This window comes from Geodermatophilus sp. URMC 60 (assembly GCF_053502585.1).
In genome coordinates this window covers 1,214,627-1,240,399 of sequence record NZ_CP199958.1, presented here as the reverse complement: position 1 = coordinate 1,240,399, position 25,773 = coordinate 1,214,627, and the positions used below count along the sequence as shown (strand labels likewise).

Here is a 25,773-nt window from a genome sequence, read left to right as displayed (position 1 = left end):
CACGGCGGGAGCTGCTGCCTGCGACGTGGCAACGGCCGGGCAGCGTCCTCTCGGTCCGGCGTCCGATGGCCTGCACATCCCGACGACACAACGCACTCGGTCGGTGGGTGGGTGTGTCGAGCAGTTCAACCGACCGTGGCGACGGCTCTCTGGCTGGGGGTGTCGAGGATGGAGAACCCGTCCGTGAGATCATCGCTGTAGCTGTAGACGCTGAAGGACCGGACCCAGCTGCGATCCAGGGCCAGGTGGAGAGCGGTCACGAGGTACCGGGCACGCTGAGGCTCGGGCACGTGATACCAGGCTCCGGGGGTGGTGGTGTAGCCGAACTCCCCGATCACCACGTCGCGCCAGATCCCTTCGTCGCGAGCCACCTGGGCACGCAGCCGGTCCACTCCGAGGAACGTCATGTCCTTGACGCCCATCTGCCCCACGACGTCGGCCGAAGCAGCCGGCATCCGCGGGTCGTACCCGACCCCGGGCGCGCCGGCGTAGGGATGGACGCCCAGCAGGTCGTAGAAAAACCGGTTCTCACGGTTCCCCCCTCGCTCCCGGAGCGCGTCACTCAGCCGCCCCATGTAGCCCAGGTCGTTGTTGCTGAGCACGGCGCCCACGATCGCCACCCCGGGGTCGATCCGCCGGGTCTCGATCCAAATGGCCTTGAGGAGGTCGGCATAGGCACCGGGGTCCGGGCCGGTGCGCCAGAAGTTGTGGTAGTTCGGTTCGTTCCAGACCTCGTAGCCGGTCACCGTCGTGCCGTACCGGGCGACTAGTTGACCGAAGAGACCTGCCCAGACCATCGCCTCCTCCCCGAGCGGGGGGAACCACGGCCCTCGCGGATCCATCCACCTGGGGGTGGTGTTGACGTGCATGTAGACCTGCAGCCCATGAGCGGCGGCTCGGAAGACGACCGGATCCAGCGGAGCGGTGTCGCACTGGTGCGTGGGACACAACCAGTGCATGGACGCCGTCAGTCGGATACCCGAAGCCCCGCTGTCTGCCGCGGCATCCACCTCGGCCAAGGCGCCGGTGAGGGTCTGGGGACCCGTGGCTTGAGGCGCTCCGACGGGGTGCACTGGGACGGCCAGGATGTCGGCCGCTCGACGTGGATCGTCCGCCCGGCCACCCGGCTCAGGAGACGTCGGCTGGGACGCCGCCGCCAGGACGGCGACGACCGCGAGGACGACCGCCCCTGCCACCAACCGCACGCCGCGGCAAGCCGCCGAGCTCCGCATGCCGGCGCCACCTCCATGGACCGCGTCGACCCATCGTGCCTCACGGCGCGCTCCGCCGACGGGCGTCGCCGGCCTCGCGGGACCGTCCTCCCTACGGTGCTACGCAACCCCGATCGCTGACATCATCGGGCCATGCTCAGGCGAGGGCGCTGATGACCCCATGGCCGCGGTAGCGGGGCCGGCCGTGACCGCGCAAGCACTCGCGACCATGCCATCGATGGCCGGCCCGCGACTGCTGCGCCGATGCCTCGCGCAACCCAGTACCTGGGTCGCCCTCTCGATCCTCATGCTGCCGGTCTACTCGGGCGCCAGCCCGCTGTCGCCGTTGGCGACCGGGAGCGACCTGATCATCGTTGTCGCCATCGTCCTCACCGGCTGGACGTTGCTCCGCGGCGAGCGGCTCGACATCCTGCGGAGCGTGCCCGCCATCGGGTTCCTCCTGCTCGGCACCGCAAGTCTCGTGGTGACCGCGCTCGCCACCAACTTCCCGCAGAACATCGTGGGAGGAGCCCGATTCCTGGAACTGTTCGTCCTGATCCCCCTCGCCGTCATGACGTCGCTCCGCAGGCGCGCCGACCTCCTCGTCGTGGGGGGCTCGATCGTCGCGCTGGCCCTCGTCGAGGGGACGATCGGCCTCGTCCAGGCCGCGACCGGCACGGGAGCGGCGATCGGCACGGAGCACACTCGGGCCGTCGGGACCTTCGGGGCCTACAACATCGGCGCATTGGCCGGTGTCACCGGCGTCGCCCTGGTGGTCTGCCTCGCCGTGGCCACGGTGCGGACAGGCCGCCTCCGCTGGGCGGCCCTCGCCGGGTCGCTGTGGTTGTCGCTCGCCCTCCTGGCGACGCTGACGCGGGGTGCATGGGTAGCCGCGACGGTGGCCGCGGTCGTGGTGCTCAGTCGCGGTCGGCCCGCGCGTCTGGTGGCGGCAGTCGCCGCCGGTCTGCTCACGGCTGCCGTCGCCCTGCCTGCACTGGCGGGCAGCGACACCGACATCGGCCGGCGGGTGGACAGCCTGCTCTCCGCCGAGTCCGCGCCGGACCAGTCACTGCTCGATCGCCTGGCGCTGTGGCGTGCCGCTCAGCAGATGACCTTGGACAGACCGTTGACCGGCATCGGGCCCCGGGCCTTTCCTGAGCACCGGGACGCCTACGCGGACCTGAGCCTGCTCGGCTCCAGCGACATCAGTTTCGCATCCGACCTGGACTTCCAGCAGGTGGCACTCAAGTCCCCGCACAGTCTGTACCTGCTCATCGCCAGCGAGCAGGGTCTGATCGTCGTGCTGCTCTACGGCACCCTCGCCGCGGTCCTGCTCGTCCGCGGTCTGGTGCGGGCCTCACGACGTCGCTCCGACGCGTCGACCAGCCTCGCCCTGATCGGAGCAGGGCTCCTGACATATGAGCTCGTCAACACGGTGACAGGCGACATCGGCGGGCCGGGATCCCTACTCATCGGAATCGCTTTGGGGGTGGCCGGCTGGGCAGCCGCCGACATCGACCTGGTTCCGCAGCCGGAGACTGGTCCGGACCCCGTGGCTGTCTCCTCGTCCAGCAGCGAGGAGACGCTTCCGACCGCACAACTCCAGAAACCTCCGGACCCGGCGGTGGCCGGGCGGAGTGAGGATCTCACCGGAGGTGGTACCTCATGACGACGGACGTTCGCCAGTGGGTCAACTCACCGACGACGGAGGCGCCTCGTCCGACCGCTCGGAGGGAGAGCCGGCTTCCGGGGGTCGCCCTGATCCGGAGGCGGATGCGCTGGGTCGCGCTCTGTGCGGTCCTGGGATGCCTGCTCGGCCTCACGGTCCTGCAGTTCCGCGCTCCGGTGTACGAGTCGACGTCCCACCTCCTCGTGATCGGTCCGCCTGCAGAACCTGCGCGAGGTTTCACGCGCACCGCCCAGGCACTGGCGCGTCTGGCCACGGCACCCGCGATCGTGTCCTTCCGTCTGGACGCCGCCGGCGTGCCCGAAGCCGCGGACCATCCTCGGCGCTACATCACCGCGCAGGCAGCCCCCGGCGCACCCCTGATCAGCGTGACCGGGCTTGGGGACACGCCCCAGGATGCGCGGAGGATCGCCGCCGCCGTCACCGACGGTCTCGCCAGCGTCCGCAATCTCGGCCCCTTCCAGGTGGACGTGATCACCGAGCCGACGGTCCCGGACGGACCGAGGACACCGATCTGGTTCCTGCCCTTCAGCGGGACGGGGCTCGGCGCCGCGCTGTCCTTGGTACTCGCCTCAGCGGTCCCGGACCATCCTCGACGAGGGGCGCACCGCGACCGGCGTCCGCGTACACCGCGTTCCGTGGCCAACTCAGCCGAAAGGATGGGTCCAGGGACGGCCTGACTCCGCCGGACCGGACGGATTGAGGGCGCGGAACGGCGCCGCGGTCGCGGCTCCCGACGCCCAGCGGCGCGTGACCGACCGGCCGAGGAGCCCACCCGCGACAGCACCGAGGAGCGCGGCGCCGAGCAGCCCGGCAGAGCCCACCGCGGAGTCGCGCTGTGCCGGGGGGCGGGCTTCACTGACCTGCTGCAGGTGGTAGTGGCCGACCTGACCCTGCTGGTCCTGCAGCACCAGCTGGGCGGCGACAGCATTGGCCATGGCCGCCGACGTGTCGGCATCGGCAGTGGTGGCCGTGATGGACAGCAGCGGTACGCCGGACGGCTGGGTGATCACGACGGCATCGGCCAAGCCTGAGTCGGACTCCCCCATGCCGGTGGCCACCGAGTGGACGAGTGCGGGGGCATTGCCCACCTCGACCCAGACCGCCGCGATGTCCACCGAGGCGTCCGGCGCCGCCGGGTCGTCCGGGAGGACAGCGACCAGCGCCTCGGCGGTGAAGTCGGTCGGCCGCAGGAAGGCGTACCAGCACGCGACACCCGCTACGACGGCGCCGAGCGTGGCGAGTGCCACGACGATCGCGGCAGTACGGCGGTCGCGCCGTCGATGGCTCGGCGGGGGCGTGAGCCCCTCTGTCCCAGCCGACCCGGAGGACAGCTCCGTCTCGATCAGTGCGGGGGTCTCGTGCTCCGAGTCTGACGGGTCGGCTGGCACGTCCAGGGAATCCCCGACTACAGCCGCTCCTCCCTGAGCCTGCGGTGGGTGCCCGCCGGAGGTCGACCGACCGCCGCCGCTACCATCGACTCCCGATCTCTGATGAGCTGGCCTGGACGTCCTCGCCATTCGGCGAATGGTAGGCGGACGAGCGGCCGGATCAGGCGGTCATGAATGCGGCTCGGGAATTACTGACGGTCGTGTGGTGACCCGGTCACGGTCCGGTGAGACGCCGCGCCGGCGTCCGGGCACCCTGTAGGTCACCCGGTTCGAACCTGACGGCAACGGCCGCCACGGGGCAGGCGACTGCGTGCAGGGACTCTGGGTGAGCAGGCGCTCGGCGAGCCAGGCGGCGTCCTCCGCGACGAAACCCAGCCATGCCGACCCACGGGAGCGTTGCCACGGCAGCCCGAGGAAGGCCAGGCCCGGGACGGCGCTGAGCCCGCTGTTGTGGACGACCTCGCCGTCGACGACGACGCCCGGCACATCGATCCAGGAGTAGTCCGGGCGGAAGCCGGTTGCCCAGACGACCGCGGCAACGTCGAGGGCGCTTCCGTCGCTGAACCCGATGCGGGTACTCGACGCGGTTACGGCGCGCGGACGCACCAAGACGCCGCCAGCACGCAGGCGTCGCCACGAGGTGCCGATCACGAACCCAACGGTGTCCCCCGTCCCCGTCCTGGCCCGGGGGCTCAGGGCAGCCATCCGTGCGCGCAGGCTCCGCCACGCGGTGCCGATGACGCGCTCGCGCAGCCGCGGGGGCCGAGCGGTGATGGGCCCGCAGCCGACCGGCTTGGGCGCCAGGCCGAAGGTGGTCAGCCACCAGAACAAGTCGCGGCCCAGCGGCCGCTGCGGCAGCATGAGCGACCGCGTGCCGACGGCGAGACTCACCGGACGGCCGGAGGAGGCCAGCTCCGCAGCGATCTGCACCCCTGAGCTCCCGGCCCCCACCACGAGGACCGGGCCGTCGGGCAGATCGGCAGGACGTCCGTATTCCGAGCTGTGGACCTGGACGACCTCTGGAGCCAGCCCCGCGGCGAGGTCGGCAGGAACGTACGGACAGATGAACGCACCGGTGGCCACCACGATCTGGCGGGCAGCCAACCCGCCCGTGGTGGTGTCGGCGACGAAAACTCCAGCCGATCTCCGCACCCGGGTGACCCGGGTCCCCAGCCGCACCGGCAGCTCGAAGGTACGCGCATAGGTCTCCAGGTAGTCGGCGACCTGGTCCTTGGTCGGATAGCTGCCGGCCGGAGCAGGAAAGGGGAGACCGGGCAAGGAGTCGTAGCGAGCCGGGGTAAACAGCCGCAGGGAGTCCCAGCGCGACCGCCAGGCATGACCGACTCGCGGCCCGGCGTCCACGACGAGGAACCGGACGCCGGCCTGCTTGAGATACCAGGCCAAGGCGAGGCCGGCCTGGCCACCACCTATGACGAGAACCTCCAGGGGTTCGCCGTCCCGTCGAGGAGGTTCGGGCATGCGATGACACTACGGCCCTGCTGCCGCACGAGGACCCCTCCGAGGCGTCACCCGCCGGATTGGAATGGGCGGTCGCCGCGGCGCCCGTCCCACGCCACCGGCTCGTCCCGCCCACCCGTTTTCGGTCTGACGGTCACCCGCAGGCGCAACTGCGAGACCTCCACCACCAAGAACGGGGATCGGTGCAGCCCGGAACCGATGTGTGCGCCGGAACCGCTCAGGACTAGTGAGGTCCCCGATGCGCTCCTAGACTCATCGCTCCACAGGGACGGCATCACGCGTTGCACCGAACGAGCGCCATCCCACCCAGACTCTCCCAGGATGGAAGGGTCTCCCGAGAGCCGGCCAGAACACCTGTCGCGACCTTGCAACGACCTTCCACGACACACGAAGGGCTGCGAGCGTTGGTCGGCCTAGGAGGAACTACGAGGCTTCGGAGTCGCTCGGTCCTCGTGGCAGATGAGGGCATGGTCAGCGGACGCACGGCGCTCGCCGCCGTCCGGGCATTGGCTGCGGCCGGGTACGAGCCCACGGTGACGTCGACCTGCAAGGCGACGCTCGCCAGCTCGTCACGGTGGTGCAGGCGAGCCGTGCCCGTCCCGCGGACGGACGGGTCCGGGTGGCTCGATGCGGTCTGCCAGGAACTGCGTAGCGGGGCTTACCTGGGCGTTGTGCCCACCAGCGACGTCGTTCTGGCCATGTTGGAGCTTCCCGGTGTCTCCCTGCTGGACAAGCGCGAGGTACACCGACGAGCCCGAGCAGCCGGACTGGCGGCTCCGGACCAGTGGGTCTTCGGGTCACCGGGGCAACTTCGGGAGGCGGCTGCGGACCTGCCGTTTCCGGTCGTTGTGAAACCTGTGGTGCGCCGACCGGGCCGAACGCGCAACGCCGTGCGGCTCGACTCGCCAGCGGGGCTGTCGGCGATCCCGGACGATGCCGGAGAGTTGGTGGTGCAGCCCTTCCTCCGTGATCGGATGCGGGCAGTCGCGGGTGTCCTCTACGAGGGACAGCTGCTCGCCGCCGTGCACCAGCGGTACGTACGGATCTGGCCACGTGACTGCGGGGTCGCCAGTGCCGCGGAGACCGTCGCTCCGGACCTGGAGCTCGAGGCCCGGCTCCCGGATCTCCTCCAGGGCCATGAGGGCGTCTTCCAGGTGCAGTTGGTGGGCACACAGGTCATCGACGTCAACCCCCGCGTCTATGGCTCGCTGCCGCTCGCAGTGGCGGCCGGGGCGAACCTCGCCGGCATCTGGTGCGACGCGATGGACGGACGCGCGCCTGCGCGCCTCGTGCGCGGCCGCGCCGGGGTCCCCTACCGCTGGCTCGACGCGGACCTGCGCGCCGTGGCCGGTGCCGTCGTCGACCGCGAGCTGAGCCCGAGCCAGGGGCTCCGGGCCGTGCTGCCGCGGCGGGGGACGGCGCACAGCATCACCAGCATCCGCGATCCGCGCCCCGCGATCACACGCCTGGGCTTTGCGCTGCGAGGCGCGGATTGGTGACCGCCCACCCACCCCCGGGGCTCCATCCCGAAGACGCAGCACTTCTGGACGCAATCCCGCCCGAGGGCTGGGAAGTACACGGCATCCCTGACGGTCCGACGACTGAGCGTCGGCTGCGAGCCGCAGCCCTCGTCGAGACGGTCCTCCGCGATTTCACCCTTCCCGACGGTCTGCGATCATCTCCCCTCGGGCCGGCCTGGTGTGGCGACATCGACGTGCACGTCCACGCGCTTCCCCAGGTGACGCTGCTGACAGGACTCGGCTGGCTGCCGCTGGACTCCTTGCTCGACCTCCTTGGGCTCCCCGAGACCGACCGATGGGCGGTGACAGACGAGCGGGGCGTACTCGCTGCGTTGGACCTGCATCTCAGTGAGCCGGAGCCCGACGAGGCCCGCCGCGTTCTTCGACGCTGTCGGCGGCGGGGCGAGGTGCGGCTCCGGGAGGTGCTGGAGCTGCGAGCGTTGCTCCGCAGTGGAGCGCAGCTACCCCCGGACGTGCCGGTACTGCGGCAAGCCGCCGGCCTGGAGGCTCACGTCGGCGGCGACATGCTGAGTCAGTGGCTCGACCGCTCGGCCGGGCCAGGCCCGGCCCTCCTACCAGGATGGGGCAGCGCCGGCAGGCGCGGGCTCCGACGGGTCCGCTCCCGGCTCGGACGCCGGCTCGTGGTGGGCTTCTCCGGCGTGGACGGCGCCGGCAAGTCCACGCTGGTCCGCGAGGTCCTCCTCCAGCTCCGCACTGCTGGGGTCCCGGCCGGGACCGTCTGGGCACGACCGGGGCTGGGGCTGGATCGCCTCGACCGGCTGGCCGGGTTCGCAAAGCGGGCTCTCGGTCAGGACTCCGGCCCTGCTGTGCGGACCGTCGCGGCGGGATCACGCCTTCCGCGATCCCGACAGGGACTCGTCGGATGGTCGTGGACAGTGCTGGTGACGTCGATCTTCCTGATCGATGCTCGGCGCCAACACCTCCGCGAGCGCGGAGTCCTCCTCTACGACCGCCACGCGCTCGACGCACTGGTCACCCTGGACGTCGCCTACCGGGGGACCAGCCTCCGTCTCCCCCGAGCCCTGGTGCGCCACCTGATCCCGGCAGCGAACGCATCCTTCTATCTGGACGTCCCGGCCGACGTGGCTTGCGGGCGCAAGTCCGACGAGATCTTCGGCAGCGCAGCGGTGGTCCGTCAGCTCGAGCTCTATACGGCCCATCGCGAGCAGTTCCCCGACCTGCACCTCCTGGACGCGACGCGGCCGGTTCCGGAGAACGTCCGCGAGGTCCTGCGGACCCTGACATCAGGCGGCGGCGCAGCACCCCGGCGCCGCGCCGCCTTCCGACGGGCTGCCGTGTCACGATCGGTCAGCGACGTTCAAGGACTCCCTGTCGGCGGAGCAGACGATCGCTGAGTGCCCGCGCCGCGCCACGGACCTCGGCCACCCGGAGAAACCAGGCCGCCCCCAGGTAGACGAGTGCGAGGAGGGCGCTGCTGACCACGGTCGTGACCACAGCGGGCACACTCTCCCCGAAGCCGAGCGACAGCACCCACGCCGCAGCACCGCCCGCGGCCGCCGCGACGCTCGCCCTCCCGATGAGGAAGAGGATGCCAGGCAATCCGAGGTCGACCACCCGGCGCCGCACTCCGATCAACAGCAGCGCTGCGGAGACGCTGATGCCCGCGGCGTTGCCGAGCGCGATACCCGGCGTCCGCCAGAGCAGGACTGCCCCCACACTGATCAGCACGGTCGCAACCAGCCCGGTGAGCATGGCCACCGCCGGGTACCAAGTGGGCCTTCCCGCGGCCCAGAAGAAGGCCGCCGTGGCGCCGACCAGGGTCTGACCGAGGAGCCCGAAGACGTACACCCGCAGGACGTCGGTGGTGGCTTCGACATCGGTGGCGTCGAAGGCCCCGTGGAAGAAGAGCACGCGGATCAACTGTGGCGCGAGAACGAACAACGCGGCGATGGCCGGCGCGACGATGAGCACCCCCAGTCGCAGGCTCCGCTGGACCCCACTGCGGAACTCGTCCTGGCGCTGGGCGGCGAGGTGCCGTGCCAGCGAGGGTAGTGACACCGCCGTGACCATCACCGCCACGACCATCGGGATCTGCGCGAGCTTCGTGGCGTAGTTCAAGTGACTGATCGCCCCGGGCGGAAGAGCACTGCCCAAGATGCGCTCCACGAAGACCTGTGCCTGCCGGCTGAGGGCGTATGCCCCGATGGGGAGGCAGGACAGCAACCCCAGGAGGAGGCGCCGGTCGAGACGAAACCGCAGGCTCCGAAGACTCACCCTCCTGAGTAGAGGAAGGCTCTGGAGCGCCACCATGCCCGCACTACCCAGGGCCAGCCCGACGGCAGCGCTGTACACACCCCACTGCTCGTGGAACAGCATCATCAGAGCGAGGATCACGACGTTGTAGACCGTGTAGACCCATGGCGAGATCAGGAACGACCCGGTGGCACGAAGCGTGGCCGTCATGTACCCCGACAAACCCAGGAACAGGACGGTCACCGACGCCACCCGCACGCAGCGCACGGCCACTTCGGGCTCGACCAGCCCCGGCGCGAGGGCGGCCACGATGGCCGGAGCGGCAAGCGCGACGGCTCCGGCCAGCACGGCGAGCGTGACGACCACGGGCAGGAAGGTCCGATCGAGCACCCGTTGAGGGCTGCCACGCAGTTCGATCTCCCGGGACAGCAGCGGCACCAGCAGATAGAGGAGGGCCCCCTCGCCCAGGACTGGGGTCACCGTCTCCGGGATCGTCCAGGCAACGAGGAAGGCATCCGTGTCCGCCGACGCCCCGAAGTAGCGGGCGATGTACATGTCCCGGATCAGACCGAGCAATGAACCCAGCGCCAGCACGAGCGCGAGGAGTCCCGTCGTACGGAGGAGTCGTCCAGACGAAGCGGCCGCATCAACGCGCCCAGCCCGCTTCGAGATGCGGGGCCCCTCCTCACCTGTCGTCCCACCAGGGCTCACAGCGGAGGACGTCCTCCCCAGTTCGCGCTGTCGGGTCATGAGGCGAACCAGCCGATCGTGAGGCGGTCGTCATCGCCGTTGCGCCGGAAGCACGGTGCGAGGCATGCCGACCGAGCCGGGCAACAGCCGAAGCGCCACCCCCAGACCGGCCAGGGCTCGGACCGCCGCTGCGCTGAAGGTCTGCGCCTCATCACGGTGGTCCCCCGGCTGGCCGTGGCTCTGAGCCTCAACGTAGCCGTCTGCGAGAGCTAAGGGAGGATCTGCCGGCTCCGGGATGCAGCCGGACATCAGCGGGTGCCGGGCGGGGCATCCTCGCTTTCTGCGCCGCAAGCCGCGTGCGTTGCGAGACGATCGCGCACTCCCGGTCCTCGACGCCGATCGTCAGCTCAAGACACTGAAGCACGTCAACATCGAACCAGCGGCGAGTGACGCGCTCGTCCCGACCGCGCGCGCCGTCCGGCGGCGAAGGTGACTGCCACACGGGCCGAGGTGCACGCAACAGCCGGCCGACCTCGCCTCCTCGGCACCCGGGCTGCAGGGCGCGGACCACCTGCACCGTGCGGTGCCGGACCGGCAGGCCGTGCGGGCCGACGACGTGCAACTCGTGCATCGACACCGTGCGGTGCGGCGGTCCTTCCTGGCTCACGCGCGTCGCCTCCGTCGGCCGGGCGGGACCGACCTGCGGCGCCCCGCTGTCGATGGGAACGTACCCGCAGGTAGGAGGGGTGCCCGGTGCCACAGGGGGCGACGAGACCACGCTCCGCGTTGCCGTCGTCGCCGCCGCCCCGCCGGACCGCGCCACGCTGACCGCCGCGCTCGAGGGCGCACCCGGCCTCGAGGTGGTGGCGTGGGCCGACTCCGCCGGGACGCTGGTCGTCCTCGGGACCCGCGCCGACGTCTGCCTCTGCGACCGTCCCCCGGCCGCCGGGCAGGCCGCGCTGCTCGCCGACCGCGGCTGCCAGGTCGTCGTCCTGGAGCCCGGCGCCGACCCCGTCGACACGCTGCGGCGAGCGCGCGCCGGCCACCGGCCAGGGCCGACGCCGCTCCGGCCGCACCTGGCTCCCCGGCAGCTCGAGGTGCTGCTGGCCTACGTGTCGACCAACGACGTGCAGTCGGCGGTCGCCCGCTCGCTCGGCATGGACACCGAGACGCTAAAGACGCACCTGCGGCGGATCCGCGCCAAGTACGCCGACGCCGGCCGGCCGGCCGGCCGGCCGGTCGGCCCCGACCCGCCGCGGCCTGTACGTGCGCGCGATCGAAGACGGCCTGCTGCCCCCGCCGTCGTCCTGCCGCTGACCGGCTCCTCCAGAGGGTCGGCGCCCGCCCGCTGCCCTCGGCGAGGAGGCGGCGGCGGACGGGCGTCCGGGTCGGCGCGTCAGCGGGTGATGGTCGAGGCGTGCCCGTTCGAGGCGACCTGCTGATCGGCCGCGCGGGCGGCGAGCCGCTCGCGCTGCGGGACGACGGTGTACTTCGGGTCCCTGGCGCTGGCCATGCCCGCCTCGAAGACGCCGAAGCGGGTGAGCAGCGACCCGGCCGCCAGGAGCGCGCCCGCGGCGACCGCCCCCGCGCGCCGCCGTCCGGCGACGACGGTGAGCGCCGCACCCGCCGCGGTGCAGGACTTCGCCGCGCGCAGCAGCGTGCCGGCCTTGCCCTCGTGGTACGGCTCGCTGACGATGCCGAACTCGTTCTCGACCCGGTGCATCGCGGCCAGCTCGATCGCCGCGCCGGCCACCGCCATCTTGCGCGACGGCCCGGCCTCCTCGACCGGGCTGAGCGCCATCGTCAGGCCCCCGCCGGCGGCCATGCCGGAGGCGCCGAAGACGAACGGCAGCTCCTTGTGCGCGGCGTGCCACGAGGGGACGGCGGTGTTGGCGAACAGCACCCCGGTGTAGGTGGCCAGCGGGCCGCCGAACAGCGCCGCCACCACCCCGCCGAAGCGCTTGAGCCGCGGGAACCAGCCCAGCAGCTCCACCGCCGCGGTCGCCGCGGCCGCCGCGCTGAACGGCGCCAGGATGTAGGAGCCGATCGACAGCGGGGACGTCGGCTTGATGACCCGCAGCATGTGCAGGAACCGCTCGGGCCGGCCCAGGTCGTGGATGAGGAACACGACCGAGGCGATCGCCGCGCCCCCGGAGACGTACCGGGAGTTGCGGGTCAGCGCCGGCCGGTCGGTGAGGTCGGCCAGCGCCGCCATGATCGACGACGAGCCGGCCGCGCCACCGAGGAAGAGGTACAGCGGTACGTCCGGCGTCTTCCACACCGGCGGCTTGATGATCGGCCGGCCGTAGTAGGAGGTGAACTCGGCCTCCTCGACCATCGCCACCTCGGCGCCGGAGCGGCCCCCGCCGCGCCGGCGCCGCTTCTGCCGCTTCTGCGCCGGCGGCCCGTCCGCCCGCCGCCAGCCGGCGCCGGGCGTGGTGATGCCCTCAGTCATGCGACTACTTCCTCCGCGAGCCGAGGACGGCCGACAGCGCCACCCCGACGATCATCACGGCCGCACCCGCGGCGGCCCGCCACATCGCGGGCAGGTCGCGGGTGGTGACGACCGGGTCCGGCGGCAGGCCGTAGACCTCGGGCTCGTCGAGCAGCAGGAAGAACGCGCCCACGCCGCCGACGCCGTCGTCCTCGTCCCGCCCGTAGAGCCGCGCGGTCTCGACGCCCTGCGACTTGAGCGTGGCCAGCCGCGCGTCGGCGCGGGCCTGCAGCTCGTCGAGGTTGCCGAACTGGATCGACTGGGTCGGGCACGCGGTGGCGCACGCCGGCTGCAGGCCGTCGGTCAGCCGGTCGTAGCACATCGTGCACTTGAAGACCCGGCCGTCGCCCTTGCGCTGCTCGATGACGCCGTACGGGCAGGACGGCACGCAGTAACCGCAGCCGTTGCAGATGTCGCCCTGGACGACGACCGTGCCGAACTCGGTCCGGAACAGCGCCCCGGTCGGGCAGACGTCCAGGCACCCGGCGTGCGTGCAGTGCTTGCACACGTCCGAGCTCATCAGCCATCGGATCTGCTTGTCCGTCCCCGACTGCCCGGTCTGCGGGTCGAACTCGCTCAGCGCCTCGGCGTTGAGCACGCTGGACTGCTGCGCCGTCGCCAGGCTCTCGTCGTTCGGGCCGTCGGTGACCGAGCGGCCGCTGTCACTGCGGTCGTCCCCGGGCCGGCCGAACGTCGGCATCGGCAGGTCCACGGTGCGGGTCTGCTCGATGAACGCCACGTGCCGCCAGGAGTTGGCCCCCAGCTGACCGGTGTTGTCGTAGGACATCCCGGACAGCCCGATGACGTCGCGCACGCCGTGCGCGTCGTCCATCGGCAGGGTGTTCCACTCCTTGCACGCCACCTCGCAGGCCTTGCAGCCGATGCACACCGAGGTGTCGGTGAAGAAGCCCACCCGCGCCGGGTGGTCGCCGTCGTAACCGGCCTCCCCCTGCACGTCGGGCAGCGGCCCGAACAGCCGGTTGTCGGGGTCGCGCCCGGTGAAGGCCGGGCTCGCCGAACTGACCGAGGTCACACCGGCCTCCTCTCCTGCAGTCCGTCCATGCCGTCCTGGCTCACCCTCGCGGGTCCTGGTTCACGACCGGCGGTGAGCCAGGACCCACGGGGATCACGTGAGCTGATCATCGTGGCGCCCACGGTCGACCTCACAGCGTCGATCCCTCGCCGGCCTCGGCCGCGACCGGGTCGCGGCCGTTCACGCCGACCCGCCCGGACTCGACCCCGGCGCGCCGCCGGTAGCCCTCCACGAACTCGATGAGCTCCGGTCCGCGCGGACGCCGTCCCGGCCGGATGTCGGCGGTGCTGACCTTGTCCTCCTGGATGTGCGTGTTCGGGTCCAGCACGATCCCGAGCAGGTCGTTGGCGCCGTCACCGGTCGAGATGCCGCTGTAGGACCAGTGGTAGGGCATCCCGATCTGGTGCACGACCTGGCCGTCGCGCAGCCGGATCGGCCGGATCCGCTCGGTGACCAGCACCTTCGCCTCGATCGCCGTCCGCGAGCTGACCAGCGTGGCGTACTCGCCGTTGGTCAGGCCGCGCAGCGCGGCGAGCTCCGGGCTGACCTCGACGAAGAACTCCGGCTGGAGCTCGGACAGGTAGGGCAGCGTGCGGCTCATCCCGCCGGCGGTGTGGTGCTCGGTCAGCCGGTAGGTGGTCACCTGGAACGGGAAGACGTCGGACAGCGGCGGGTTCTCCCGGTTCCACGGCCCCTCGATGTGCTCCAGCGTCGGGTTGGCCTGCTGCTTGTACAGGGCGTTCTCGACGACGGACTCCGCCGGCTCGTAGTGCGTCGGCAGCGGCCCGTCGACCACCCCCGCGGGCGCGAACAGCCACGCCTTGCCGTCGCCCTGCATGACGAACGGGTCGGCACCGCCGATGGCGTCCTGCGCCCTCGCCCCCTCCGGCGGCACGTAGTCCGGCCGCTTGGTCGCCTCGAAGTCCGGGTTGTCCAGACCTGTCCAGCGACCGGCGTCCTCGTCCCACCAGACGTAGGCCTTGCGCTCGCTCCACGGCTTGCCGTCCGGGTCGGCCGAGGCGCGGTTGTAGAGGATGCGCCGGTTGTACGGCCAGGCCCAGCCCCACTCGGCGGCCACCGTCCCCTGCTCGCGGCCGGGCTTGCGGCGGGCGGCCTGGTTGACCTCGTCGGCGTAGACGCCGGAGTAGATCCAGCAGCCGCACGACGTCGAGCCGTCGTCCTCGAGCTCCAGGTAACCCGACACCGCACGCCCGTCCGGGCCGGTGCCGTTGATCTCCCGCAGGACGGCGTCCGCGCTCGGCTCCTGGTCGTGCCCGTGGGTCGGGTAGTCCCAGGTCAGGTCGAGCAGCGGGCGGTCCCGCGGATCGGTGGAGTCGGCCAGCCGCTCGCGCAGGATGCGACCGAGGTGGAAGTAGAACCACAGGTCGCTCCTGGCGTCGTTCGGCGGCTCGACCGCCTTGTGCCGCCACTGCAGCACCCGCTGGGTCTGGGTGAAGGTCCCCTCCTTCTCCGCGTGCGTCGCCGCGGGCATGAAGAAGACCTCGGTGCCGATCGTCTCGGGCGCCAGCTCCCCGGTCTCGATCTCCGGGGACTCCTTCCAGAAGGTCGCCGACTCGATCATCTGCAGGTCGCGGACGACCAGCCAGTCGAGGTTGGCCAGCCCGAACCGGTTCATGCGCCCGTTGGGGTGCCCGACCGTCGGGTTCTCGCCGACCAGGAAGTAGCCGGAGACCTTGCCCTTGATCATGTCGGCGATCGTCCGGTACGAGCTGTGGTCGCCGTCGATCCTCGGGAGGTAGTCGAACGCGAAGTCGTTCTCCGGCGTCGCGGCGTCCCCCCACCAGGCCTTGAGCAGGCTGGTCATGTAGGCGCGCTTGTTGCCCCAGAAGCCGGCCTTGCCGGCTGCGTCGGCGCAGTACTCGTCGAGGTCCCCGTGCTGCAGCGCGTGCGGCATGGGCAGGTAGCCCGGCAGCAGGTTGTACAGCGTCGGGACGTCGGTCGACCCCTGGATGCTGGCGTGCCCGCGCAGCGCCAGGATCCCGCCGCCGGGACGGCCGATGTTGCCCAGCAGCGTCTGCAGGATCGAGCAGGTGCGGATGTACTGCGCGCCGACGCTGTGCTGCGTCCAGCCCACCGAGTACACCCACGCCGTCGTCCGCTCGCGCCCGCTGTTCTCGGTCACCCAGCGGGCGACCTGCAGGAAGACCTCGGGCTCGATGCCGCAGACCTCGGCCACCATCTCCGGCGTGTACCGGTCGAAGTGCCGCTTGAGGACCTGGAACACCGAACGCGGGTGCTGGAGGGTCTCGTCGCGCTTCGGCTTGGCCGCGATCGGCGGGCCGCCGCTGCCGGCCGCCTGGGCGTGGTCGGTCTTCCTGACCTCCGGGTCCTGCTCCCTGCGGTCCTGCTCGGCCGCCCCCGCCGGGTCGTCGGAGCCCGAGTGCGGCGGCTCCTCCGGTTCGTACTGCCAGCTGGACTCGTCGTACTGGTTGCTCTCCGGGTCGAAGCCGGAGAACAGGCCGTCGAGGTCCTCGGAGTCGACGAAGTCCTCGCTCACCAGCGCCGCGGCGTTGGTGTAGGCGACGACGTACTCCTTGAAGTACAGCTCGTTGTCGAGCACGTACTTGATCAGGCCGCCGAGGAACGCGATGTCCGTGCCGATCCGCAGCGGGACGTGCAGGTCGGCGATCGCGCTGGTGCGGGTGAACCGCGGGTCGATGTGCACGACCTTCGCGCCGCGCGCCTTGGCCTCACCCACCCACTGGAAACCCACCGGGTGGCACTCGGCCATGTTCGAACCCTCGATGACGATGCAGTCGGAGTTCGCGAGGTCTTCCTGGAAGTTGGTCGCGCCACCACGGCCGAACGAGGCACCCAGACCGGGCACCGTGGCGGAGTGCTATATGCGCGCCTGGTTCTCGATCTGGATCGCGCCCAGGGCGCTGTAGAGCTTCTTCATGAGGTAGTTCTCCTCGTTGTCGAGGGTCGCCCCTCCGAGGCTCGCTATCCCCATGGTGCGGTTGACGCGCTTGCCGTCGTTCTCGTCCTGCCAGCCCTTGCGGCGGGCCTCGAGCACGCGGTCGGCGATCATGTGCATCGCCGTGTCGAGGTCGAGGTCCTCCCACTCCGTCCCGAACGGACGGCGGTACTTCACCGTCGTCACGCGGGTCGGGCTGGTGACCAGCTGCTTGCTGGCGCTGCCCTTCGGGCACAGCCGGCCGCGGCTGATCGGCGAGTCCGGGTCGCCCTCGATCTGGACGATCTGCTCGTCCTTGACGTAGATCCGCTGGCCGCACCCCACCGCGCAGTACGGGCACACGCTCTGCACGACGCGGTCGGCGGTGGCCGTGCGGCTCACCACGTTCTCCGTCGCCTTGCTGCGCGCGGCCGCGCCGCGTCCGAGGGGGTCCGGCCCGGTCAGCTGCCGGAACACCGGCCACGCGTCGAGCCAGGTCTTCACGTGCGCAACTCTGCCACTCCTGCGCCCACTCGGCGCTGCGAGACCCGCGCCTGTCGGCGGCAACCGGCCGTTGCTGTTCCGCCGTCCAACCTGCGGTCCTGCGCCGCCGCCCCCCTCCGCCGCCCTCCGCCGTGATCATGGGGTTGTCGCAGGCTCCGGCGGCGCGTCGTCGCGAGTCGCCTGCAACAACCCCATGATCAACTCCAGACCAGGGGTCACCGGCGGGCGATCGACGGATGACGCCCACGCGTCAGGGGCACCAACCGCGGCTGAGCAGCGCCCGCCGGGTGCGGTCCACGACGACGACGGGGCTGCCCAGGTGCCGGCGGGCGAAGCGCAGGACCAGCCACCCGTCGGCCGCCATCAGCGAGTAGCGGTCGACGTCCCGCCCGAACTGGTCGGCGTCGGCGTGCTGGCGCCCCTCGTACTCCACCGCCACCTTCCACTCCGGGTAGCCCAGGTCGGCGTGCGCCACCTCGCGGCCCCACCTGTCGTGCACCGGCACCTGCAGCTGGGGGTCGGGCAGATCGCTGGTCGCCAGCCAGTAGCGGACGAGGCTCTCCGGCCGCGACGCCGCCCGTCCGTCGAGCCGCGTGGCGCACGCACGGGCACGGACGACGCCCCGCACGCGGTCGGCCCGCTCGAGGCGGCCGGCCAACGACGCGGCGTCCATCCGCCTCCCCCGCAGCAGCGCGTCGCCGACCGCCACGAGCTCCGCGGGTGGCAGCCGGGCGGCGAGGTCGAGGAACGTCTGCGCGCCCGACGTGATCGGCAGCCCAGCGGCCACGACGACGTCCTCCTCGACGAGGAGCCGCTCGTGGACGGTCAGCCCCGCGCGCCTGGGCAGCTGTCGCCGCGAGGGGACGACGACGTGGACGGTGGCCGGCTCCGGGATCGACGCCCCGTGCAGCCGGGCCGCCGTCCCCAGGCCGAAGGCGGCGTCGCCCGGGAGCACCAGCCGCCACGCGCGTCACCGGGTGGCGAGGTCCGGCTCGACGGCGGAGGAGAGGTAGAGGCCGCGGCCGATGCGGACGCCGTCCTGGGCGATCTGCCCGCGGGTCGCGCCTCGGGATCGGGCGTCGTCCCAGGTGTAGGCCGTGCCGAGGTCGATGTCCGTCATACCGGAGACCGTCGGGGTCTCCCGCCCCGCTCGGCGTCCGCGGCGGCTACCTGTGGACGCCGTCCCGCGCTGTGGACGCCGCCCCCTGCCGTCGCCAGCTCTGCCCTGCCGCGCCTTCCCGGCCGTGATCATGGGGTTGTTGCAGGTCCATGCGGCGCGTCGGGGCGTGCCACCTGCGACAACCCCATGATCAACTCGGGAGGCGTGCTCGGTAGGCGTAGTCGGAGGGGGTGGTCGGTGGGTGCTCGGGAGGTGGGGAGACGCGGCACCTCAGGGTCACCCCCCAGGGGTCGAACCGGTGCCGGACGGTCGGAGGGGCGGTCGATACTGGACCGGTGGGCGGCCTGCACCTGCACTTCCTCGGCCACTCGACGGCGCGCGTCGAGCTGGCCGGGCACACGGTGCTGACCGATCCCCTGCTCACCGGGCGCGTCGGGCCGCTGCGCCGCGTGCTGCCCGCGCCCTCGCCGGCGACGTACGCGGGCGTCGACCTGGTGCTCATCAGCCACCTGCACGGCGACCACCTGCACCTGCCCTCGCTGCGGCTGCTCGGCCCGGACGTCCGGGTCGTCGTCCCCCGCGGCGCCGGGGCGTGGCTGCGGGCCCGGGGGTTCGGCAACGTCACCGAGGTGCTGCCCGGCGAGACGATCCCCCACGGCGCGCTGCGGGTCACCGCCGTCCCGGCCGAGCACGCCGGGCACCGCTGGGGCCCGCGGCTCACCCACGGCCCGGACACCCCCGCGGTCGGCCACCTGCTCGAGGGCGGCGGGCACCGCGTGTACGCCGCCGGCGACACCGACCTGACCGACGCCATGTCGCTGCTCGGCGACCGTGGGGTCGACGTCGCGCTGCTGCCGGTGTCGGGCTGGGGGCTCACGCTCGGCCCGGGCCACCTCGACCCGGCCGGCGCGGCGGAGGCGGCGGCGCGGTTGCGGCCGCGGGTCGCCGTCCCCGTGCACTGGGGCACCCTCGCGCTGCCCGGCGCCGCGCGCCTGCCCCGGATGCGCCGGCTGCTCACCGAGCCGCCGCGTGACTTCGCCGCCGCGGTCGCCGCCCGCGGCCTGGACACCACCGTGGTCGTCGCCGAGCCGGGCCGGCCGGTGCCGCTGCCCGAACCCGCCGGGACGACGTCGTGAGCGCGCTCGCGGCCGGCTGGACCGACGGCTCGATCGGCTACCCCGTCCTCTTCGCCGGCGTGCTGCTCGGCTCGGTCGTGCCCGTCGTCCCCACCGGGGCGGTCGTCGGCGCGGGGGCGGCGTTCGCCGTGACCGCCCACGAGCTCAACCTCGTGCTGGTCGTGGTGCTGGCCACGCTGGGCGCCTGGGCCGGGGACCTCGTCACCTTCGCGATCTGCCGGTTCGGCGGGCCCGCGGCGGTGCGCTGGGTCGCCCGCGGCCAGCACGCCGAACGCATCGAGGAGGTCCGCGAGCAGTTCCGGCGGCACGGATGGCAGATCGTCGTCGTCGGCCGACTGCTGCCCGCGGGTCGCATCCCGGTGCTGCTGGCCGCAGGCGCGCTGGCCTACCCGTGGCGGCGGCTGCTGCCGGCCTCCCTGCTCGCCGCGTTCCTCTGGGCGGTCGCCTACGCCGCCCTCGGCGTGGTCAGCGGCGGCATCTTCGACTCCCCGCTGGTCGCCGTCCTGCTGGCCACCGTGCTGGTGCTCCTCGTCGGTGCGGTGCTCAACGTGGCCGGCTCGCACCGCCGGCGCACCCCCGATCCGGAGCCCGAGCCCGACCCCTCGACCTGCGGCCCGGCATGACCGCTCCCTCCGGGCGGGTCCTCCAGCGGGGCCGCACGCCGGCGCGCGTCGTCCTCACCTGGGCGGCCACCACCGCTGCGCTGGTCGTCCTCGACCGCTGGCTCGGCGCGTTCGCGATGCCGTCGTGGTGGCAGCCGCCGCTGATCGCGCTGCTGCTCGGCCTGCTCACCGGCGTCGTGTGGCCACTGGTCATGCGGGTCGCGCTGCCGCTGGCCTTCTTCACCCTCGGCCTGGGCAGCTTCCTGCTGCTGGGCGCCGCGGTGCTCGGCCTGTCCTTCCTCGTGCCCGGCGTCGTGATCGCCGACCTGCGCACCGCGGTCGCCGTCGGCGTCGCCATGGCCGGGGTGTCCGGGCTGGTCAGCAGCGTGCTCGCCCTCGACGAGGACGAGCTGTTCTTCCGCCGCGCGCGCCGCCGGGCACGAGGGGCGTCGGAGGGTGCGCCGTGTCCACCCGGCGTGCTGTTCCTGCAGATCGACGCGCTCTCGTACGACACCGCCCGCCGCGCCGTCCGCGACGGGTCGATGCCGAACCTGGCCGCCTGGCTGCGCTCGGGCAGCCACGTGCTGACCTCGTGGCACACCGACTGGAGCTCGCAGACCGGCGCCTCGGTCTGCGGCATCCTGCACGGCTCCAACGAGGACATCCCGGGTTTCCGCTGGTACGACAAGGAGCGCGACCGGATCGTCCGGGTCTCCTCCCCCACCGACGCCGCCGAGATCGAGCGGGCGCACTCCGACGGCCGGGGGCTGCTCTCCGGCGGTGGGGCGAGCCACGGCAACCTGTTCACCGGCGACGCCACCCACGTCAGCCTTACGATGAGCTCGCTGGCGTACGTCGTCCCCGCCGCCAGCCGGCGGGCGCGGCAGCGGCGCGACCGTCCCGGCACCGGCTACTACGCCTACTTCGCCAACCCCGGCAACGCCCTGCGGACCCTCGCGGGCTCCCTCGTCGACGTGTACCGCGAGCTCGTCGCCGCCGCCCGCGAGCGCCGGGACGACGTCCGGCCGCGCGTCTCGCGCGGTGGCATCTACCCGCTGGCCCGCCCGGGGACGACCGTCATCTCCCGCGACGTCGTCGTCTTCGCGCTGCTGGAGGACATGCTCGCCGGCCGGCCGGTCGCCTACGCGGACTTCCTCGGCTACGACGAGGCCGCCCACCACGGCGGGCTGGAGCGGGCCGACAGCCTGGCGGTGCTGCACAGCATCGACCAGCAGATCGGCCGGCTGCACCGCGCCGCCCAGCTCGCGCCGCGCGAGTACCACCTGGTCTGCCTGTCCGACCACGGCCAGACCCAGGGCGAGTCGTTCGCCAACCGGTTCGGGGAGACCGTCGAGCAGCTGGTCGGCCGGCTCTGCGGCGCGCGTGGCGAGCTGCCGGCGGGGCACCTGACGGGCCCGCGGGACAGCCGTCGGCTGACCGAGGGCTGGCAGGTCGGGGCGGCGCTGGCCGAGGGCGGTGGGCCGATCGCCCGCCGGCTGCGCGAACGGGTGGAGCGCGCCGAGGGCGTGCCGCACGCCCACGAGCTGCCGGCCGGCCGCGAGGGCCGGGTGCCGCGGGTGGCCCCGGGCGTGGTCGTCGCCGTCTCCGGCCACACCGCGATGGTGTCCTTCGCCGACCTCCCCGGCCGGGTCTCGCTGGAGGAGATCGAGCGGCACTGGCCGGCGCTGCTGCCCGGCCTGGTCGACCACGACGGCGTCGGGTTCGTGCTCGTGCACTCCGAGGAGCACGGCGCGGTGGTGCTCGGCCGCGACGGGCTGCACCGCCTCGCGACCGGCGAGGTGGTCGGCGAGGACCCGCTGCTGCCCTACGGCCGGCACGCCGCCGGCCTGGTCGCCCGCGGCTCGACGTTCCCGCACTGCCCGGACGTCGTCATCAACAGCCGCTACGACCCGGGAACCGACGAGGCCTCCGCGTTCGAGCCGCACGTCGGCTCGCACGGCGGGCTGGGCGGACCGCAGCAGCACGCCTTCCTGCTGCACCCGCGCTCGTTCCGGGCGCCGGGTGAGGTCGTCGGCGCCGAGGCGCTGCACCGGGTCCTCCGCGGCTGGCTCACCGATCTCGGCCATCCCGAGCCGACGGGGGACGACGCCGTCGTCGGTGCCCTCAGCGCGACCGCGCGGCGCTCGTCCGACGTCCCGGTGTGACCGGAGGCCGCACAGGCGATGACGTCCTCGTGAACTCCGTCGCGCCTCGTGGCGCCGCGGTGATCACCTCACCGAGAGTGGGCCGATGCGACCCGACGCGCGCGCCTGGTTCGAGCTCCGCACCTCCTCGGCGCCCTCCCTCGACGCGCTCGACCTCGATGCGCTGCTGCACGCCAAGCGCCGCGGGCAGCACCGGGTCAGCGTCGTCCTCCCCGCCCGGAACGAGCAGGCGACCGTCGGTGGGCTGGTCGCCGACCTGCACGAGCAGTGGGTGCAGCAGGTGCCGCTGGTGGACGAGCTGCTCGTCGTCGACTCCGACTCGACCGACGCCACCGCCGCGGTGGCCCGCGCGGCCGGGGCCGACGTCGTCGCCGCGGCCGACGTGCTGCCGGCCCACGGCAGCCGCCCGGGCAAGGGCGAGGCGCTGTGGAAGGGGCTGGCCGCGACCACCGGCGACCTCGTCGTCTTCCTCGACGCCGACCTGCTCGGCGACGTCAGGCACTTCGTGCCCGGCCTGCTCGTGCCGCTGGTGACCGATCCGCAGGTCGACTACGTCAAGGGCTGCTACACCCGGCCGCTCGAGCTGGACGGGTCGTCCGTCCCGGCCGGCGGCGGGCGGGTCACCGAACTGACCGCGCGGCCACTGCTCAACGCGTTGTGGCCGGAGCTCGCCGGGTTCGTGCAGCCGCTGGGCGGCGAGTACGCCGGACGGCGGTCGGCGCTGGAGCAGGTCCCCTTCGTGTCGGGCTACGGCGTGGAGATCGGGCTGCTGGTCGACCTGCTGCGGATCTCGGGCCTCGGGGGGCTCGCGCAGGTGGACCTCGGCGTGCGCCGGCACATCTCGCAGGGGCAGGAGGCGCTGGGCCGGATGGCGGGACAGGTCGTGTCGACGGTGCTCGCCCGGGCCGGGCGGGAGCGGGCCGGCGGGCTGCTCACCCAGTTCCGCCACGACGGCACCGGGTTCGTTCCCCACAGCGCTGCGGTCGCCGTCGACGAGCGGCCGCCGATGGCGACGGTGGCCGAGTACCGGGCGCTGCTGGGCGACGTCGTCGTCAGCTGACGCCGCCGGCAGCATCGCAGCGAGCGCCGGCGAGCGAGGAGCGGACCGGCGTCCGAAGCCGACCGACGAACCACCGGCTGACTGCCGAGGTGCTCGGGCGCTGCTTCCCGGAGGAGGCAGCGCCCGAGCCTCCCCAGGGGTGCTCGTGCGCCGGTCCCCACGTGCGCGCGGGGCAGGACTCCCCTCCGGATCTCGGCCGCTGCCGCCGTGCGGGCAGCGGACGAGCGTCCGCGGGAACACCCGAGGGCAGGGACGCCGGAGACGGGAAGCAGCCGCGAAACGCCGGTTGTCGTGCATCCTGGCGCCGACGGGGACCTCCGTGCCGACACCGACGTCGGCACCCGGCCTTGGGGAGACGCATGCGTCCTGACGTCCGACGCTGGCTCCGTCACCGGACCTTCACCGCCGAGACGTGGCAGGCGACCGACCTGGTCACCGCCAAGGGCACCAGCGGCTGCACCGTCAGCGTGGTGCTCCCGGCCCTCGACGAGGAACGCACCGTGGGCACCATCGTGGCCACCATCCGCGAGGCCCTGGTCGAGCGCTGCCCCCTGGTCGACGAGGTGGTGGTCGTCGACAGCGGGTCCAGCGACCGGACGGCGGAGGTGGCGGCCGACGCCGGCGCCCGCGTCGTCTCCGTCGACACGGTGCTCCCCCGGCACGGCAGCCGGCCCGGCAAGGGCGAGGCGCTGTGGAAGTCGCTGCACGCGACCAGTGGCGACCTGCTGGTCTTCGTCGACTCCGACCTCGTCGCCTTCGACCCGCAGTTCGTCGTCGGGCTGCTCGGTCCCCTGCTCACCGACCCCACCGTCGGCTACGTCAAGGCGCTCTACGACCGGCCGCTGACCACCACCGACGGCATCGTCCCCTCGGGCGGCGGCCGGGTCACCGAGCTGGTCGCCCGTCCGCTGCTCAACGCCTTCTGGCCCGAGCTGGCCGGTTTCGTCCAGCCGCTGTCCGGCGAGTACGCCGGCCGCCGCGAGCTGCTCGAGCAGGTGCCCTTCGTCTCCGGCTACGGCGTGGAGCTCGGCCTGCTCGTCGACCTCGCGGCCCTGGCCGGCCTCGACGCCCTGGCCCAGGTCGACCTCGGCACCCGGCGGCACACCCACCAGGCCGACGCGGCCCTCGGCCGGATGGCCGGGCAGATCCTGCAGACCGCGCTGGCCCGCCGGCCCGGCACCGGCCGGCCGGAGACGGAGCTGCTGCAGTTCCAGCGCACCGCCGGCGGCCTCGAGGGCGTCAGCTGGGACGTCGGGGTGGCGGAACGGCCGCCGATGCGGTCGGTCCGCACCGGGCAGCGCCGTCCAGGGGGCTGGGCGTGAAGATCCTGATGGACGCCGGTCCGTGGCTGCCGGTGCCGCCGCCGGGCTACGGCGGCCTGGAGAACGTCGTCGCCACGCTGACCACCGAGCTGCGCGCCCGGGGGCACACCGTCGTCCTGGCCTCGGTCGGCGACTCGACCCTGCCGGTCGACGGCCTCGTCAGCGCGTTCCCCAGCGGCCGCTTCGAGCAGCTGGGCGGCCCGTACCCGCAGGTGGTCGGCACCGCGCACGCGCACGAGCAGGTGGTGCTGGCGACCCTCGCCGAGCACGCGCTGGCGGGTGAGCCCTTCGACCTGGTGCACAGCCACGTCGAGGTGGTGGGCCCGGCGCTGCTCGCCGGCCTCGGGGACGCCGCCCCGCCGACGCTGGCCACGCTGCACTGGGACACCCGCCGCAACGCCGACTTCTGGGCCGCGTTCGACGGCGGGGGCCGGGTCTGGTTCGCCGGCGTCTCCGACACCCAGGTGGCGCAGGCGCCGGCGGCGCTGCGCGCGCAGGTGGTCGGCGTCGTCCCGCTGTCGGTGCCGGTCGACGGCCCGCCCCCCGTGCCGAGGACGGACCGGTCCGACGCCGTCCTCGTGCTGGCCCGGCTGTGCGAGCCCAAGGGCATCGACACCGCCCTGCGCGCGTGCCGCGCGGCCGGGGTGCCGCTGGTGCTCGCCGGCCCGGTCGGCGGCCTGCCGCACCGGGAGGCACTGGAGCGCGCCCTCGCGACCCCCGGTCACCCGGCCCGCTCGCACCCCGACGTCGCGTGGTTCCTCGAGCACGTCGACCCGCAGCTCGACGGCGTCTCGGCGCGCTGGATCGGCAGCGTCGGAGGGCCCGAGAAGGACGAGCTGCTGCGCACGTCCCGCGCGGTGCTGTTCCCCATCCGCTGGGAGGAGCCGGGCGGCACCGCCGTGTGCGAGGCGCTCGCCGCCGGGACGCCGGTGGTCGCCATGGCCCGGGGCTGCCTGCCCTCGCTGGTGGACGACGGCCGCACCGGCTTCCTGGCCACCGACGAGGCGGGTTTCACCGCGGCGCTGGGCCGGCTCGACGCGATCGACCCGCAGACGTGCGCGGCCGAGGCCCGCCGCCGGTTCGCCCCTGCCGTGATGGCCGACGGCTACGAGCGGCTCTACGCCGCGACGCTGGCCCGCGCCGGGACCCGCAGCCGGTTCCGCGGCCGGCTGCCCTCCCCTCGCGGGCAGCGCAGCCTCCGCTGACC

19 protein-coding genes and 1 pseudogene are annotated in these 25,773 nt (G+C 73.0%); 11 read left to right on the top strand and 9 right to left on the bottom strand.

Annotated features, from left to right (window positions below):
• Nucleotides 1-125: 125 nt before the first annotated feature.
• Nucleotides 126-797, bottom strand: a complete 672-nt coding sequence (locus tag ACWIX3_RS05930; protein ID WP_448611151.1) for a hypothetical protein — start codon at nt 795-797, stop codon at nt 126-128.
• A 652-nt stretch (nt 798-1,449) separates the two neighbouring features.
• Here ACWIX3_RS05930 and ACWIX3_RS05925 point away from each other — a divergent pair.
• On the top strand, nt 1,450-2,880 hold the full coding sequence (locus tag ACWIX3_RS05925; RefSeq protein WP_448611150.1) for an O-antigen ligase family protein: 1,431 nt from the start codon (nt 1,450-1,452) through the stop codon (nt 2,878-2,880).
• 104 nt (nt 2,881-2,984) lie between these two features.
• Nucleotides 2,985-3,578 (top strand): hypothetical protein, encoded by a 594-nt coding sequence (locus ACWIX3_RS05920; RefSeq protein WP_448611149.1) that lies wholly within the window; start codon nt 2,985-2,987, stop codon nt 3,576-3,578.
• On the opposite strand, the gene ACWIX3_RS05915 is transcribed toward ACWIX3_RS05920, so the two are convergent.
• Both ACWIX3_RS05915 and ACWIX3_RS05910 read right to left on the bottom strand, forming a co-directional pair.
• Complete coding sequence (locus ACWIX3_RS05915; RefSeq protein ID WP_448611148.1) at nt 3,546-4,148, bottom strand: hypothetical protein; 603 nt, start codon at nt 4,146-4,148, stop codon at nt 3,546-3,548. The two genes, ACWIX3_RS05920 and ACWIX3_RS05915, sit on opposite strands and share 33 nt — an antisense overlap.
• 309 nt (nt 4,149-4,457) lie before the next feature.
• On the bottom strand, nt 4,458-5,768 hold the full coding sequence (locus ACWIX3_RS05910; RefSeq protein WP_448611147.1) for a flavin-containing monooxygenase: 1,311 nt from the start codon (nt 5,766-5,768) through the stop codon (nt 4,458-4,460).
• A gap of 467 nt (nt 5,769-6,235) precedes the next feature.
• Here ACWIX3_RS05910 and ACWIX3_RS05905 point away from each other — a divergent pair, with 467 nt between their 5' ends.
• Nucleotides 6,236-7,267: a hypothetical protein gene (locus ACWIX3_RS05905; protein ID WP_448611146.1), complete on the top strand. Its 1,032-nt coding sequence runs from the start codon at nt 6,236-6,238 to the stop codon at nt 7,265-7,267.
• A gap of 239 nt (nt 7,268-7,506) precedes the next feature.
• The gene (locus ACWIX3_RS05900; protein ID WP_448611145.1) at nt 7,507-8,664 is read left to right on the top strand and encodes a hypothetical protein; all 1,158 of its coding nucleotides are present in this window, start codon (nt 7,507-7,509) and stop codon (nt 8,662-8,664) included.
• Here the strand turns inward: ACWIX3_RS05900 and murJ are convergent.
• A complete protein-coding gene (gene murJ, locus ACWIX3_RS05895) occupies nt 8,618-10,078 on the bottom strand; it encodes a murein biosynthesis integral membrane protein MurJ (RefSeq protein WP_448611144.1) in 1,461 nt (486 codons plus the stop codon). The two genes, ACWIX3_RS05900 and murJ, sit on opposite strands and share 47 nt — an antisense overlap.
• An 881-nt stretch (nt 10,079-10,959) precedes the next feature.
• Here murJ and ACWIX3_RS05890 point away from each other — a divergent pair.
• A complete protein-coding gene (locus ACWIX3_RS05890; RefSeq protein WP_448611143.1) occupies nt 10,960-11,655 on the top strand; it encodes a response regulator transcription factor in 696 nt (231 codons plus the stop codon).
• On the opposite strand, the gene nrfD is transcribed toward ACWIX3_RS05890, so the two are convergent.
• From nrfD to ACWIX3_RS05865, 5 genes and pseudogenes are all read right to left on the bottom strand, one after another.
• Nucleotides 11,610-12,668, bottom strand: a complete 1,059-nt coding sequence (nrfD, locus tag ACWIX3_RS05885; protein WP_448611142.1) for an NrfD/PsrC family molybdoenzyme membrane anchor subunit — start codon at nt 12,666-12,668, stop codon at nt 11,610-11,612. The two genes, ACWIX3_RS05890 and nrfD, sit on opposite strands and share 46 nt — an antisense overlap.
• Nucleotides 12,669-12,672: 4 nt before the next feature.
• Entirely contained in the window at nt 12,673-13,740 is a 1,068-nt protein-coding gene (locus tag ACWIX3_RS05880; protein WP_448611141.1) for a 4Fe-4S dicluster domain-containing protein, read from the bottom strand.
• Between the two features lie 130 nt (nt 13,741-13,870).
• A pseudogene (gene fdh, locus ACWIX3_RS05875) lies at nt 13,871-17,161 on the bottom strand (formate dehydrogenase).
• A gap of 250 nt (nt 17,162-17,411) precedes the next feature.
• A complete protein-coding gene (locus ACWIX3_RS05870) occupies nt 17,412-18,116 on the bottom strand; it encodes a type IV toxin-antitoxin system AbiEi family antitoxin (RefSeq protein ID WP_448611140.1) in 705 nt (234 codons plus the stop codon).
• A gap of 15 nt (nt 18,117-18,131) precedes the next feature.
• The gene (locus tag ACWIX3_RS05865) at nt 18,132-18,281 is read right to left on the bottom strand and encodes a hypothetical protein (protein ID WP_448611139.1); all 150 of its coding nucleotides are present in this window, start codon (nt 18,279-18,281) and stop codon (nt 18,132-18,134) included.
• Between the two features lie 335 nt (nt 18,282-18,616).
• Here ACWIX3_RS05865 and ACWIX3_RS05860 point away from each other — a divergent pair, with 335 nt between their 5' ends.
• The 6 genes from ACWIX3_RS05860 (at nt 18,617) to ACWIX3_RS05835 (ending at nt 25,771) form a co-directional block, all read left to right on the top strand.
• Nucleotides 18,617-19,417 carry an MBL fold metallo-hydrolase gene (locus ACWIX3_RS05860; RefSeq protein WP_448611138.1) on the top strand — a complete coding sequence of 267 codons (801 nt, stop codon included), beginning with the start codon at nt 18,617-18,619 and terminating at the stop codon, nt 19,415-19,417.
• Nucleotides 19,414-20,040, top strand: a complete 627-nt coding sequence (locus ACWIX3_RS05855) for a DedA family protein (RefSeq protein ID WP_448611137.1) — start codon at nt 19,414-19,416, stop codon at nt 20,038-20,040. The genes ACWIX3_RS05860 and ACWIX3_RS05855 overlap by 4 nt, the downstream gene beginning before the upstream one ends.
• Nucleotides 20,037-22,184, top strand: coding sequence for a phage holin family protein (locus tag ACWIX3_RS05850; RefSeq protein WP_448611136.1), 2,148 nt, complete (start codon nt 20,037-20,039; stop codon nt 22,182-22,184). Before ACWIX3_RS05855 ends, ACWIX3_RS05850 begins: the two co-directional genes overlap by 4 nt.
• 85 nt (nt 22,185-22,269) lie before the next feature.
• On the top strand, nt 22,270-23,244 hold the full coding sequence (locus tag ACWIX3_RS05845) for a glucosyl-3-phosphoglycerate synthase (protein WP_448611135.1): 975 nt from the start codon (nt 22,270-22,272) through the stop codon (nt 23,242-23,244).
• Between the two features lie 359 nt (nt 23,245-23,603).
• Nucleotides 23,604-24,566, top strand: coding sequence for a glucosyl-3-phosphoglycerate synthase (locus tag ACWIX3_RS05840; RefSeq protein WP_448611134.1), 963 nt, complete (start codon nt 23,604-23,606; stop codon nt 24,564-24,566).
• Complete coding sequence (locus ACWIX3_RS05835; RefSeq protein WP_448611133.1) at nt 24,563-25,771, top strand: glycosyltransferase; 1,209 nt, start codon at nt 24,563-24,565, stop codon at nt 25,769-25,771. Before ACWIX3_RS05840 ends, ACWIX3_RS05835 begins: the two co-directional genes overlap by 4 nt.
• The last annotated feature ends 2 nt before the right edge of the window (nt 25,772-25,773 follow it).

Bases quoted from the DNA above. Each gene is read 5' to 3' on its own strand.
- ACWIX3_RS05850 (WP_448611136.1), top strand. From the start codon at position 20,037: ATGACCGCTCCCTCCGGGCGGGTCCTCCAGCGGGGCCGCACGCCGGCG.
- nrfD (WP_448611142.1), bottom strand. From the start codon at position 12,668: ATGACTGAGGGCATCACCACGCCCGGCGCCGGCTGGCGGCGGGCGGAC.
- ACWIX3_RS05925 (WP_448611150.1), top strand. From the start codon at position 1,450: ATGGCCGGCCCGCGACTGCTGCGCCGATGCCTCGCGCAACCCAGTACC.
- ACWIX3_RS05910 (WP_448611147.1), bottom strand. From the start codon at position 5,768: ATGCCCGAACCTCCTCGACGGGACGGCGAACCCCTGGAGGTTCTCGTC.
- ACWIX3_RS05845 (WP_448611135.1), top strand. From the start codon at position 22,270: ATGCGACCCGACGCGCGCGCCTGGTTCGAGCTCCGCACCTCCTCGGCG.
- ACWIX3_RS05865 (WP_448611139.1), bottom strand. From the start codon at position 18,281: ATGACGGACATCGACCTCGGCACGGCCTACACCTGGGACGACGCCCGA.
- ACWIX3_RS05905 (WP_448611146.1), top strand. From the start codon at position 6,236: ATGGTCAGCGGACGCACGGCGCTCGCCGCCGTCCGGGCATTGGCTGCG.
- ACWIX3_RS05930 (WP_448611151.1), bottom strand. From the start codon at position 797: ATGGTCTGGGCAGGTCTCTTCGGTCAACTAGTCGCCCGGTACGGCACG.
- ACWIX3_RS05840 (WP_448611134.1), top strand. From the start codon at position 23,604: ATGCGTCCTGACGTCCGACGCTGGCTCCGTCACCGGACCTTCACCGCC.
- ACWIX3_RS05920 (WP_448611149.1), top strand. From the start codon at position 2,985: ATGCGCTGGGTCGCGCTCTGTGCGGTCCTGGGATGCCTGCTCGGCCTC.
- murJ (WP_448611144.1), bottom strand. From the start codon at position 10,078: ATGTACATCGCCCGCTACTTCGGGGCGTCGGCGGACACGGATGCCTTC.